We start from the raw sequence: 12,789 nt of genomic DNA, 5'->3' as shown, positions 1-12,789 counted from the left end.
CGCATTCCGCACTCACCCCCCATAGACCCACAGACCCCTGAGAGGAGGTCGCAGATGCCGGACGACGTCTCCCGCGCCTCGGGCCAGAACTGGACCGCACCGCACCACGCGTCCCAGCACACGTCCTCGCACGTCACACCACCCACCTCGGAGCCCAGCTCCCCGTCCTTCCCCGTTCCCCAGCAGTCCGCGGCATCCCAGTCCCTGCCTCCCTTCCCCACGGCCGCGCCCCCGGCGGGCCCGAGCGCCCTGCGGGTCGTCGTCGCGGACGACAACCCCGTGGTCCGGGCCGGTCTCGGCGTTCTGCTCTCCGGCCGCGAGGACATCGAGGTCGTCGCGGAGGCCATGGACGGCCGGCAGGCCTACGACATGGCCGTCCGGCACCGCCCGGACGTCGTCCTGCTCGACGTCCGCATGCCGGGCGTCGACGGCATATCGGCACTTCCGCACCTGGTGCAGGTTGCACCCGTGATGATGCTGACCTACAGCCGTGAGAACGAGATCGTCCATGAGGCGCTCCGGCTCGGCGCGAGCGGCTACCTCGTCCACGGCGAGTTCACCGCCGACCAGCTGGTGCAGGCCGTACGCGACACCAGGGACGGCCGGGCCCACTTCACCGCCACCGCGGCCAACGCCCTCCTCGCCCATATGCGCCAAGGGCCCGGAGCGACTTCGGGACCTCTGCCCGAAGGGCTCGGAACGGCGCTGAGCACCGGCGTTCCGTACCAGATACCCGGCTACGACGGCCACGCCCCGAGTTCCGTTCAGCAACATTCCGCGCCGGCGCACACGCTCCGGCCCGAACCGGTGCCACCTGCGCCGCGACCGGCCCGTACACCGCAAGGTCTTTCGCAGATGCAACCAGTTGTGGCACAGTCTTCCCTGGCCGGGAAAACGGATGCCTCGGCCAACAGGCAGCAGTACGGGCTGAGTTCACGGGAGGTGGAGGTCATGGAGCTGATCGCGTCCGGCATGAGCAATCAGCAGATCGCCGCCACCTGCTTCATCAGCGAGAAGACGGTCAAGAACCACATCAACCGCATCTTCACCAAGCTGCACAGCACCAGCCGCAGCGAGGCCATCGCCCGCTGGCTCGGCACGGCGCCCATCACGGGCAACGGGGCACACGGGACCGGTGGTCGTCGTGGCTGAGCAGCGGCAGCGCGGGAACAGGAGTGGGAACGGGTCGGCGGCCGGGCGTGGGCCCTGGCGGCGCGGAGCGGGGCCGCAGACCCAACTGACGCTTTGGGCCCGGGAATGGGCCCTGGGACCCTCAGGTGGGCGGGGCACGTCGCCGTATGTTTCTCATGTCGCCAGCGGCACCGGCCAGGAGGAAGCCGGTTCCGCGGGCGACACCCAAGAAACTTGCGAGTCGGCCGGCTACCGGTCGGCCGAACCCGGAGGGGAACCCCATGTCGAACATCACCCTGAAGACCGCCGTTCGCGTCAACGGCTGGGCCAACACGACGGTCAGCGCCATCCAGAAGCGCTTCGAGAACAAGGATCGCGGCCAGACGGCGTTCGAGTACCTGGGCATCATCCTGGTCGTCGTGGCGATCATCGGTGCGATCGCGGCCTCGGGCATCGGTGGCTCGATCTCGGGCAAGATCTCCGACCTGGTTTCGCAGATCAAGGCCGGCTAATGACCGCGAAGCTTCGCGGCGAGGCAGGGCAGGCTTTCCCCATCTATGTAGTGATGGTGGCGGGCCTGCTCTTCCTCGCGTTTGCCTTCTTTACCGTCGGCAAGGCATCCGCCTTGCGCAATGGCGCCCAGGGCGCGGCGGACTCCGCCGCGCTGGCCGCTGCTCAGCAGTCCCGCGAGATGCTCGAAGCCGCCTTCCGCGCTTCGTTGCCCGTCGACACGGTGGACATGTTCTCCCAGAAGCACCCGGTTCTCGGATGCCCTGCCGCCCACTCGTTCGCCGCGGCCAATGAGGCGGAACTCATCGGCGGTTGCCAGGTTTCGTCCGGAGGTGGTCGGGACGAGATCAGCGTCGACGTCAAGTCCCTCAAGCCCGTGGGCGCGTCCGTGGTTCCCGGCATGGACCGCACATTCTCCAACGGCCACGCGACTGCCGTCCTTGAGTGGCGCTGTCCTAGTTGGAAGTCCGTCGACTACACCGACGACGGCATTCAGGACATGTACTACTTCACGTGCCGAGGTGGCGAGATGCTCACGATCGCCACCGAGGGGCCCTTGGACTGGCCGAGGGTGAGCAAGATCCTCTTTGACGTGCATCTGGTCGACCGCTGACAGTGAACGACGAGTAAAGGAATCAGAAGCGATGAGCATTCGGCGCTCCATCAAGTCCCGAAGGGCAGTGGCAGCCGCCTCATTGGCGGCGGCCCTGGCCCTGGTCGTCACCGGCTGTGGTGCTGATGACGGCGGAGGGGCGAAGGACCCCGCAGCGCCGTCCTCCGACGCGTCTCCCAAGCCCTCCGAAGGGGACAAGGGGGAGAAGCAGGAGGACACTGCGGCCGGGGAGAACGTGGACCCGAATGTGAAACTCGCAGAAGCCAGGGGCGACAAGGGCATGCTCCTCGTCGTGAACCAGGTGAAGAGGGACGCGGGTGGTTTCGTTACGGTCCAGGCGGAGTTGAAGAACCAGGGTCAGGCCCCGGTCAACCCTTCTGCCTGGGCCGGCAGCGAGCCGGTCATCACCAGCAAGAACCTCAACTCCGTCGGTGGTGCGACGCTCGTCGACAAGGTCGGCAAGAAGCGCTACTACATCCTGCGGGACACCGACGGTCGTTGCCTGTGCACGACTGGCATGTCCGCCGTCCAACCTGGCGCGTCCGTACCGGTATTCATGCAGTTCCCGGCACCGCCGGCCGCGACGACCGAGGTCGACTTCAACCTGCCGACGTTCGCCACGACGTCGCTGAAGATCTCCGGGTGACGTCGCGATGACCAACACCAGCAAGCGACGCGGTCCGATTCAACTGACGGGCATGGCGGTCGCGGCTGTCGTGCTGATGGCCGGGACATCCATCATGGGGGCGTCGTCCGCCTTGGCGGACGACGGTCCGAGTGTGCCGCCGGGCACCGAGGCGTCCGAGACGCCACCCGTCCCGGTGGACGGCAAGGATCCCGACCTCAAGATGGTCGACGGTGCCACGCTCGCCCCCGCGCGGGTCCTCGACATCGTCCAGGTCGTCGAGGACATGGGCGGTGAGGAGCGTCGCGAGGACAGCAACGCGAACGTCAAGTTCGCGCTCCAGGCCGAAGTCCTCTTCGGCAAGGACAGCGCCAAGCTGAGCTCCGCGGCCAACTCCCGTATCGCGGCCATCGCGGCCGAGGTCAAGAAGCAGAACGCCACCAAGGTGCGCGTCTTCGGCTTCACCGACAACCTCGGTTCGTCGGCCCACGGCGACGTGCTGTCCAAGCAGCGCGCCAACGCCGTGCACGCGGTACTGGCCAAGGATCTGCCGGGCATCAGCTTCGAGATCCGCGGTTACGGCGAGCAGTACCCGATCGCCGACAACAGCACCGAGGAAGGCCGGAAGAAGAACCGGCGTGTGGAGGTCTCCTTCCCGCGCGGTGCCTCTTCCTGAGAAGTCCAGGCATTACCGAGAAACCCGAGCGATGCCCACCTCCCACGCGGAGGTGGGCATCGCCGCGTTTCCGGCCCTTGACGGCTAGCGGTGTTAGCCATACGTTCGGCGAACGCCGTTAGCCGAGCGCGATCCAGGAGGACGAGATGACGGTCATGGATGCCGGGACCCGCCCCATTGCCCGCAAGGGCATCAGGCGCGCCGTCCGTCTCGGGTGGGCCGCGGGTGCCGTTTTCTGGGGTGCCTTCGCGGCGCTGGAGGCGGTCAACCACGGCGTGGTCGCTGGCCTCTTCGCCGTCGCGTTCTTCATCGCCCCGGACCTGACGTTCCTCGTCGCCGCCCGCGACGCACACGCCACCCGGCCCGGTCAGCTGCCCGCACGTGCGGTGCCGTACTACAACGCCGCCCACCGGGCCCTCGTCCCGGTCGTGCTGATGGTGGTGTGCGTCGTCACTCCGGATTCCTGGGCGCCGCTCTTCGCGGGCCTGTGCGGCTGGACGGCCCATATCTCGCTGGACCGCGCCCTCGGCTACGGTCTGCGGACGAAGGAAGGACTCCAGCGTGACTGACCCGGCCACCGGGCGACTCGGCCCCCGTGCCCAGCAGATCGTCGCCGCCGCCCGCGACCTGTTGGAGAGCGAGGGAGCGGAAGCGCTGACGATGCGCCGCATCGCGGACAGCGTCGGGATCAAGGCCCCCTCCCTCTACAAGCACTTCCCGGACAAGGCGGCGGTGGAAGCGCAGCTCATGGCGCTGATGCTCGCCGAGCTCGCCGCCGTGCTGGAGGAGGCGGAAGCAGCGGTGCCCGGTTCGCTGCGGGCGCTCTTCGAGGCGTACCGCCGCTACGCCCTCGACCACCCCGGCCTCTACCGCCTGGCCACGCAGAAGCCGCTCCCCCGTGAGTCGCTGCCGCCGGGCCTGGAGGATCGGGCCGCCGCGCCGCTCTTCCGCGAACTCGGCATGGACGAGCACACGGGACGTGCGGCGTGGGCCTTCGCGCACGGGATGGTGGCGCTGGAGCTGGACGGGCGGTTCCCGGGCGGCGCGGATCTGGACGAGGCATGGCGGGTGGGGGCGGCCGCGTTCACGCGCTGACGGCGGGGTCGGGCGGGGCGGGCGGAGTTCTCCGTGGCCGCCCCGGCCGACGCCCGTGGCTCCCCACGAACGACCCGCGCACCGAGGACTGTGGAGGGACGGACCGTGGGCGCGATGGACCTGGCCCTGGCCTACAACCCACTCTTTCTGGGGCTGCGCTTCCTGCTCGAAGTCTCCGCACTGGCCTGTTTCGGGCTGTGGGGCTGGAGCAAGGTGCCCAGCAGGATGCGGTACCTCGCGGTGATCGCGATACCCCTGGCCGTGGCGTTCGCGTGGGGCGACTTCGCCACGGCGGGCGACGCGGCCCGCTCGGGCGAAACGACCTTCGACATCCCCGGCCCGCTGCGCCTGCTGCTGGAGCTGGCCGTTTTCGGCGGGGCGTGGGCGGCCCTGCGCCACTCCGGCATGCGCCGGGCCGCCCACTGGTTCCTCGGCGTGCTGGTGCTCTATCACCTGGCCGCCTACGACCGCGTGTTCTGGCTGCTCCAGCACTGACGGGGCGGGCTGCCCCGGGGCCGCCGCGGTGTTCCGTCTACAGGAGGTGGTCGGCCTTGCCGGCCTTGATGTCGAGGATCATCTGCCTCAGAGCTTCGCGGGTGTCGGTGAGGTAGTGGTCCTCCGCACCGTTGATGGCGATGTAGCTGCTGCCCTGTGAGTCGGTGCCTATTCGGTAGCAGGAGTTCCCCTCGCCACAGAAGGCGTCTTCCCAGTTGACGTCTGGCATCCGTCATCTCCTCAGAGGTGGCTTGCGATGGCGTGAATGAAGGCCCGCGACTCGTTCGGGGGCAGCGCAATGTTTTCCATCCAGTTCAAGTGCGCTCGGTATTTGGCGAGTTGCTCCTCGGAATGGATGAACAAGGGCCCGTGCGAGTTGTCGATCTGTGCTGTGTCGAGTTGGGGGACTGGTCCCTCTGCGTACAGAACGGTCTGTCCGGCGCCGGGGAAGGCACCCGCTTCGAAAGGGATGACTCGAAGCGTGATGTTGGGGCGCTCAGATTTTTCCAGCAGATGTTCGAGTTGAGCTTGTGCGACCTTGCGCCCGCCGAACTGCATGCGGAGGGCCGCTTCGTGAACGATCGCTGTGTAAGGAGGCGGGCTGTTCCTCTCCAGGACTTCCTGGCGTTCCATGCGATGTGCCAGACGGAGGGCGATCTCTCGCTCGGGCAGCTGGGGGATCACGACGCGGAAGAGAGCCAGGGCGTGCTCCGAAGTCTGGAGGAGTCCGGGCACGTGCAAGGAGTAGGCGGCCCTCATGCCCGCTGCGTACTCCTCCAGCTCCGCGATGTCGAGCAGCCCTTGAGGTAGTAGTCCCTTGTATCTCTCCCACCATCCGCGACCGCTCGGGTGGGCCATCTCGACCAGCGCCTCGACGTACGACTCATCGGTGCAGGCGCAATTGCGGGCCAGGGTGCGCAGGCGCTCGGAGCTGATGGGGCGCGTGCCGGACTCGACGTTTGAGATCTTCCCTCGGTCCAAGCCGAGCATCTTGGCGGCGGATTCGGCGGACACATTGGCTGACGTGCGGATTCTCCGGATCTCGGTGCCGAGACGCTTCTGGCGTTCAGTGGGGGATGTCCTTGCTGCCATGTCGTTCCTTTCCGCACGCAGTACCGGCAGTCTGCCGCGTATCCGCGCCCGACTGCCACGAAAGGGTTCATCGCCCAACCTTGGAGGGTAAATTTACCCTTGCTGCGCTACGGTAGGTCACGAACCGCTCACACAAGGTCGTCGAGTCGGAAGTGCATCGCGCGGTCCTGCCCGCAACCTCCTGTCCCGGGAGGGGCGGTTCCGTGCCGGGGAGACAAGGCCACCACTCGTCCGCCGCTGCGTCGTCGTGAGCCATCCGTGCGCGCCCACGTGAAGAAGAGACACGTCAACTTGTCGTTCATGTAAGGGAGTCAGTCATGCCCGCAGCTTCTCTCGCCCCGATCTGCCCGGTTGTCGCGGAGGTCGGTGCGTCGGCCCCGTACCTTCGGGCCGCACCGTTTCGGGAAGGGGTGGGTCGGCTCGGGCTCGGGCTGAGTTTCACGGTGCCGGGCGACTCCCGCAGTCCGTTCATCGGGCGCACGCTGGTCGCCGCCGCACTCCAGGCGCATGGTGCTCGGGCGGTACGTCTGGCCCGCGACGCATGTGGTGCATGAGCTGGTGGCCGTCAGTGCCCGGATCAGTCCGGGACGGGAGATCTACGTGTCACTGCGTCAGCGGGAGGATGCGATGCGCCTCCTGGTCTGGGACCAGCACGTACGGCACGACCGGCCCCATGTGGCCACGCTCTGCGAGGCGCGGCGGCGTCGGGCGCTGTGGCTGCTGGCGGCCGTCGTGGACGACTGGGGCGGGGAGTGGGGTTCCAGGGAGGCGGTGCCACCGCATCACGGGACCAAGTCGTGGGTGACGCTGCCCCGTTAGGGGCGGAGCGGGTCGTCGGCGCCCACGGCGTCCCCGTGGATGCCGACGAGGTGAGGGGTGGGGCGAGGGGCGGGGGTCCTGGGCGGCGCTTCGAGGTCATTGGAAGTCGACGGCCGGACGCGGGCGCGTGCCCTGAGGCGCGGTGAAAGCCCGTGCCGGCCCGTCGCGGGGGGCGGTGTCCTGACCCATGAGGTCCTGCGGGGTTCCGTAAGGGGCCCTTCCGCGGCCGTATCACCGTTCCGGGTCTCTGCGGTTCCTGGGCTCCGCCCTCCCTTACGGCGAGCGGGGAGGGGCGGGGCTGGAATGCGTAATCCGACAGTCTGTCGCGCTGGCCGGTCATCTTCGGTTGGAAATGTGTAACTTGAGGCGAATAGGGGGATGCAGGGGTCGCGCGTGCGCGCGAGGTGCGCAGAGCGAGCGACTGCCGCACCGCGTACGCGCTTCACGCCACGACGGACGGGGTTGTGGGTCGAAGGAGGCGGCATGACGGACAGCGGTGACGGCGCACCTCAGGGCGGCGAAACCGGGGAATCGCGGGGTGCGGGCGATGGGCCGGACAGCGCGGGCGGCCGACCGGACGGGACCGAACGCCGCTTCGGCTTGCGGAGAGCGGTCGCCTGGACGCGTCGGCACGGGCCCGAGACCCTCGTCGGGGCGGTGGTCGTGGCAGCGGTGGGCGCCGTCGTTCCGGTGCTCCTGACCGCGGCGATCGGCGGCGACGACGAGAGCGGGAGGACCACGGAATCCGCGAGTCCTTCCGGTGAGTCGAAGGGCGGGGCCGCGACCGCACCGACGTGTTCGGGCGAGGCATGCGCGGGGCTGGACCCCAAGGAAACGGGGTGCGGAACGGGAGCGAGGACTCTCGCGGAGGAATGGGCCGGCGCCATGCACCTGGAAATCCGGTTCAGCCCGCGATGCCGGACTACCTGGGGCAAGCTGACCGGCGCGGAGGTCGACGACACCGTCGAGATCCAAACCTCGCCGACCCGGCGGCAGGTGGCGAAGGTGGCGACCGGGCACACCCAGTACACCCCGATGCTTGCCGTGCCGAAGGACTTTTCCGCGCAGGCGACGGCGGTCGCCGTCAATACGCGTGTCGTCCGTGAAGTCGCGACAGGACACGTCATGCGCATCGGGGCCGACGAGGGTGATCTGTCCCCTTCCGCCGGTCCGTCGCTCTGAAGGACGCCTCCGCCTGGACGCCTCGCCGAAGGCCCCCGGAAATGGGCCGGTGATCCGGAGTGGGCCCGCCGCCGCAGGGCATGCCGGGACCGAGCACTGCTGCCGCTCCGGATGAACCGGACGGTCCGGACGGCCGCGACGGGCCCGGATGTCCGGTGGGTCGCGACCGCTCGGAGAAGGGGCCGGTCAGTGCGAGGGGGCCGCCTTCCCGTTGAGCGCGAACTGGAACGCGGAGGCCGCCACCAGTAGCGCAACAGAGGTGAGGGCGGCCGACCGCTTCGGCCTTCTCCGTACGGTGATCGCCCATACGCCTGTCAGGGCGAGCGGGACCCAGCCGCCCAGGCTGATCCGCCATCGTCGCCGAGGGCGTTGGCGGGTGGCAAGTCCCTTATGGGGAAAGGGAGATAGTGCTGCCCCTGGTCTGCGTGTCAGCAGGTCCTGCGGTACGGGGTGTCGGGGAGGTAGGTGTCCCACTGGTCCCGTGACAGGGGGCCGCCGGCGCGGCGGCACACGGCTTCGGTGGCGCGGTCCGGGTCGATGGTGCGGTGTTGCAGCGGTACGTGCGTGCCCGCCAGGGACAGCGTGCGGCCGTCCGGGGCGAAGGCCAGAGCGCGGATGTGGTCCCCGGCCGTGGGCAGCCCGGCGCCGAGTGCCAGGCGGGAGGGGACGTCCCACAGGCGAAGGGTTCCGTACGAACCGGCCGTGGCGAGGGTGGTCCCGTCGGGGGAGAACGCGAGGGCGGTGATCTCCTCCGGGGCGTCGGGGCTGCCCTTGCCCGCGCCGCCGTAGAGCATGCCGAGCCTGGTGCGGCGCCGGGTGTCCCACAGGGAGATGTGGCCGGACAGTTCGGCCCTGGCGGCCAGGCCGTCGTCGCGGTCGAAGGCGGCCACGCACGCGCAGTTCGCCGTCGGGGGGCCGGTCGTGGCTTCGTCGACCGATGCGCCCATGCCCGGGTCCTGGGTGCCGCCGCCGTCCTGTTGCGCCGTGCGCGCGGTGATGGTGCGCAGTCGGCGCGCGGTGTCGGTGCTCCAGACCGTGGTGTCGTCACCGGCCGTGCTGGTCGTCGTCAGCTCGCGCCCGTCCGGGGAGAGCGTGAAGGTCATGAAGCCGTCCTCCCCGGGGGCGCGCAGTTCGCTGATCCGGCGGTGGCGCTCGGTGTCCCACACCGTGACGCGCCGGGCCATGCCCGGTACGTCCTCGTACCGGGACACGTAGGCGAGTCGTCGTCCGTCAGCGCTGAGCGAGAGAGTGGGGGAGTCCGGTGCGAGGTCCTGGTCGAAGGGGGACGGGGGAGGCGGCGGCGGGTCGGAGCGGTGCCGGCCCGTACGGCCGTCGTAGAGGCCGAGGCGGTCGCCGCGCAGGACGGCGAGCACCCTGCCGTCCTCGCTGAGGGCGGCCTGCTCCACCGGCCGACCGTCCCAGCGGGCGTTCAGTACGGCGCCGATGTCGAGCGCGTGGACGGTCCGGGTGCTCGCCGGGCTCTCGTCGAGGTAGCGCAGGACACCGGCGCGGGTGTCGATCCTCAGGTCGACGGGGTCCTCGTCGGACAGCTGATGACGGAAGACCGGGGCCTGCGGACGGTCGAGCCGCCAGATGAGGATGTCCGTCGAACCCCGGCTCGCCGCGTAGGTGCCGTCCTCGGTGAACGTGAAGTCCAGCGGGGCCACTTGGTTCAGTTTCGGCAGTTCCCTGCCGCTGGAGACGCTCACCCTGCGCAGTGCGTAGGCGTCCAGCAGGACCAGCTCCCGGCCGTTCGGGGTGAACTGCAGCCGGCCGTCGGACGGGCAGGCGGGGCGGCGGTGCCAGGCGGTGTCGGCGCGGCGGCGTGTGCGTACGTCCCACAGGACCAGGCCGCGGCTCGTGCACAGGGCGAGCAGCCGGTTGTCCGGGCTGACGTCGCTGTCGTTGAGCGTGCCCGTGCCCGTGCCCGCGAGCGGCAGGGCGGCGAGCAGGCGCCGCCCGGTGGGTACGTCCCAGACGTCCAGGTCGGCGTCCGTATTGAAGATCACCGCGTGTCCGCTGGAGCTCGGCCCGTAGGCGGCCGAGGCGCTCACGGAGACGGGGCTCAGGTCGCCCTCCCCGGCGGGAGGCCCGGCCTCGACGAGCTCCCCCGCGTCGGGCACCGATGGCTCGGCCATGCCCTTCGGGCCGAACGGACGTCCCTGGTAGCGCTCGGCCCGGATGTCCCACAGGCGCAGTCGCCCGTCCTCGTCCGCGGGCACGATCAGGAAGCGCCCGTCCGGGGTGGGCTGGGCCGTCTCGGCGGCCCCGGCCGGTAGGTCGCCGCCGCCGGGCGCCCGGTAGCTGCCGGTCCTCCGGCGGCTCGGGATGTCCCACCGGGTGACACGGCGCTCGTCGACGCCGACCAGGGTGCGGCCGTCGGAGCCGAGTGTCCAGGTGGCGACGGACCGCCGGGGCGGGGTGAATCCGGGGAGTTCCTGCTGGCCCAGCGCGCCCATCAGCGCGGACCGGGTCTCCGGCGTACGGCTGAGCCGCCAGGCGGCGACGCTCAGCCGTAGCGCCGTGCGCGGATCCGAACCGCGCAGCCCGTCGGCGGTGCCGGCCGTGCGGCGGGCCGCGGCGTCGACACGACGGCGGTCGCCGTCCCGGTTCTGCTGCCAGGCCACGGTGCCCGCGATCAGGGCGAGTACGAGGAGCAGGCTCGCGGAGCCGGCCAGCGCGCGCAGCCGTCGCCGTTCACGGGTACGGGTCGTCCGGGCCGCGTGCAGGAAGTCCTGCTCGGCGGCGGTCAGTTGAGCCAGGTGCGCGGGGTGCGCGAAGCTCTCCTCGGCCTCGGCCAGCCGTGCTCCCCGGTAGAGCGCCCCGGGGTCGCGGCCCAGCTCCGTCCAGTCGGCGGCGTCCTGGGTGAGGCGGCGCAGGACGCGCAGCCGGTGGCGGTCCTCCTCGATCCACCCCTGGAGCCGGGGCCACGCGGTGATCAGCGTCTCGTGGGCGAGCCGGACGGTGTCCCCGTCCAGGGTGACCAGGCGGGCACGGGCGAGCCGGTCGAGGACCGCCTGGGTGCCGGTGCCGGTGCCGGTGACTGTGTTCGTGTCTGTGCCTGGGCCTGTACTCGTGCCGTCCGCCGGACCGCCGTCCACGGTGTTCCCGGCGTCGCCGGCGTCCCCAGCGTTCCTGGTGGTCCCGGGTTTCCCGGTGTTTCCGCCGTCACCGCTGCCGTCCGCCGGGCCGGTTCCGTGCCGCCGTCCCGCCGCCGGGGCCGTCTCCAGCTCGCTCCGGTCCGCGGGGCGGCACGTGTCGGCGGTGCCGTCCCCCGGGGCGACCAGACGCAGCAGTATCCGACGCGTCAGGGCCGCCTCGGGAGCGGTGAAGGTGCGGTACAGCTCCTCCGCCGTCTGGGCGATGGCGCCGCGTACCCCGCCCGCCGCTTCGTAGGACCGCAGGGTCAGGGTCCGGCCCGATCGTCGGCGCCAGGTCTCCAGCAGCGCGTGCGAGAGCAGCGGCAGCCCGCCGGGTTCGCCGTCCACCTCGTCGATCAACTGGGCGGTCAGGGAGCGCTCCACGGTCAGGCCGCGCACCCCGGCCGGGCCGGTGATCGCCCGCCGCAGGTCCTCGCGGCCCATCGGGCCGACCGGCAGACTCGCGTCCCGGATCACCCGCACCAGCGCGGGGTGCTCCAGGCACCGGCCGTAGAAGTCGGAGCGGACGCCGAGCACCACCCGTAGGCGGCTGCCGCTCTGCCGGGCCGCGAGCAGCAGGTCGATGAAGTGGGCGCGCTCGGCCGGGTCCGGGCAGAGGGTGAAGACCTCCTCGAACTGGTCGACCACGACGAGGGTGTCGCCCGTGCCGTCGGCGGGGCGCAGCCTGCTCCCGTGCGTGCGGACCGGGTGCGGGCCCGGCGTCAGGACCCGGATCGCGGCCGGGCGCAGCGCCCGTTCCGTCGTCCGTCCCAGCCGTGGTGCGAGTCCGGCCCGCAGCAGTGAGGACTTGCCGCTGCCCGAGGGCCCCAGCACGACCGCGCACCGGTGGTCGCGCACCACGTCCACCAGGCCGTCCACCAGGGCGTCGCGCCCGAAGAACACCTCCGCGTCACCCGGTTCGAAGCGGGCCAGCCCCCGGTAGGGGGAGTCCGCGACCGGCTCGTCCTCCCGTGGAGCGGCCGCGACCTGCGCCGCCGCTTCCCGCCAGCGCTCCTCCCACTCGGCGCGGTCACCACCGCACGCGGCCACGTAGGCCAGCGTCGCCGCCAGTGTCGGCAGCCGCTCGCCGGCCGCCGCCTGCGACAGCACGGGAGCCGAGTATCCGGACCCCTTCGCCATCACCCGGTAGGTCGGCCCGCCCGCCTCGGCGCGCAGCCCCCGCAGCTCCGCGGCGAACCGCTGCACCGGGCCGGCGTCCGCGTCGATCGGTCGCTCGGGACGTCCCATCCGGCTGCCTCCCCCTGGCAGTTGACCCGGCCCCCGACCGGGTCGACCACGCTACGGCACCCCGTACCCGTATCCCCAACCCTTCGCGGTGGCGGGCGAGTTGATTGCCCGCACGGATCGGGGGTGCCAATCAACCGGGCGGGCGGTGAAGTCGTTGTCGAGC

General features: G+C 70.7%; 13 protein-coding genes. 10 read left to right on the top strand and 3 right to left on the bottom strand.

Going from position 1 to position 12,789, the window contains the following annotated elements; genetic code table 11:
• Positions 1 to 54 precede the first annotated feature (54 nt).
• The 8 genes from ACWC97_RS07155 to ACWC97_RS07120 all read left to right on the top strand — a co-directional run bounded on the left by ACWC97_RS07155 (position 55) and on the right by ACWC97_RS07120 (position 5,145).
• Positions 55 to 1,152: a response regulator gene (locus ACWC97_RS07155; RefSeq protein WP_450647895.1), complete on the top strand. Its 1,098-nt coding sequence runs from the start codon at positions 55 to 57 to the stop codon at positions 1,150 to 1,152.
• Positions 1,153 to 1,412: 260 nt separating this feature from the next.
• Positions 1,413 to 1,643, top strand: a complete 231-nt coding sequence (locus tag ACWC97_RS07150; RefSeq protein ID WP_385214339.1) for a Flp family type IVb pilin — start codon at positions 1,413 to 1,415, stop codon at positions 1,641 to 1,643.
• On the top strand, positions 1,643 to 2,254 hold the full coding sequence (locus ACWC97_RS07145; RefSeq protein WP_385214336.1) for a pilus assembly protein TadG-related protein: 612 nt from the start codon (positions 1,643 to 1,645) through the stop codon (positions 2,252 to 2,254). Before ACWC97_RS07150 ends, ACWC97_RS07145 begins: the two co-directional genes overlap by 1 nt.
• A gap of 31 nt (positions 2,255 to 2,285) precedes the next feature.
• Entirely contained in the window at positions 2,286 to 2,900 is a 615-nt protein-coding gene (locus tag ACWC97_RS07140) for a hypothetical protein (protein ID WP_385214332.1), read from the top strand.
• A gap of 52 nt (positions 2,901 to 2,952) precedes the next feature.
• A complete protein-coding gene (locus ACWC97_RS07135) occupies positions 2,953 to 3,555 on the top strand; it encodes an OmpA family protein (protein WP_450647892.1) in 603 nt (200 codons plus the stop codon).
• 146 nt (positions 3,556 to 3,701) lie between these two features.
• The gene (locus ACWC97_RS07130) at positions 3,702 to 4,124 is read left to right on the top strand and encodes a DUF4260 family protein (protein WP_450647890.1); all 423 of its coding nucleotides are present in this window, start codon (positions 3,702 to 3,704) and stop codon (positions 4,122 to 4,124) included.
• Entirely contained in the window at positions 4,117 to 4,650 is a 534-nt protein-coding gene (locus ACWC97_RS07125) for a TetR/AcrR family transcriptional regulator (protein ID WP_352273390.1), read from the top strand. Before ACWC97_RS07130 ends, ACWC97_RS07125 begins: the two co-directional genes overlap by 8 nt.
• A gap of 114 nt (positions 4,651 to 4,764) precedes the next feature.
• Positions 4,765 to 5,145, top strand: coding sequence for a YrdB family protein (locus ACWC97_RS07120; protein WP_450647888.1), 381 nt, complete (start codon positions 4,765 to 4,767; stop codon positions 5,143 to 5,145).
• A 37-nt stretch (positions 5,146 to 5,182) separates the two neighbouring features.
• On the opposite strand, the gene ACWC97_RS07115 is transcribed toward ACWC97_RS07120, so the two are convergent.
• A complete protein-coding gene (locus ACWC97_RS07115) occupies positions 5,183 to 5,374 on the bottom strand; it encodes a hypothetical protein (RefSeq protein WP_352273389.1) in 192 nt (63 codons plus the stop codon).
• Positions 5,375 to 5,385: 11 nt separating this feature from the next.
• Positions 5,386 to 6,237: a helix-turn-helix domain-containing protein gene (locus ACWC97_RS07110; RefSeq protein ID WP_352273388.1), complete on the bottom strand. Its 852-nt coding sequence runs from the start codon at positions 6,235 to 6,237 to the stop codon at positions 5,386 to 5,388.
• Positions 6,238 to 6,744: 507 nt separating this feature from the next.
• Here ACWC97_RS07110 and ACWC97_RS07105 point away from each other — a divergent pair.
• Complete coding sequence (locus ACWC97_RS07105; RefSeq protein ID WP_450647885.1) at positions 6,745 to 7,056, top strand: hypothetical protein; 312 nt, start codon at positions 6,745 to 6,747, stop codon at positions 7,054 to 7,056.
• Positions 7,057 to 7,434: 378 nt separating this feature from the next.
• Positions 7,435 to 8,238 (top strand): DUF2690 domain-containing protein, encoded by an 804-nt coding sequence (locus ACWC97_RS07100; protein ID WP_352273386.1) that lies wholly within the window; start codon positions 7,435 to 7,437, stop codon positions 8,236 to 8,238.
• Positions 8,239 to 8,666: 428 nt separating this feature from the next.
• Here the strand turns inward: ACWC97_RS07100 and ACWC97_RS07095 are convergent, their stop codons facing one another.
• The gene (locus tag ACWC97_RS07095; RefSeq protein WP_450647883.1) at positions 8,667 to 12,626 is read right to left on the bottom strand and encodes an nSTAND1 domain-containing NTPase; all 3,960 of its coding nucleotides are present in this window, start codon (positions 12,624 to 12,626) and stop codon (positions 8,667 to 8,669) included.
• Between the last annotated feature and the right edge of the window lie 163 nt (positions 12,627 to 12,789).

The sequence above is a fragment of the Streptomyces sp. NPDC001108 genome, assembly GCF_053598535.1.
This window is presented reverse-complemented; position numbering and strand designations above follow the sequence as displayed.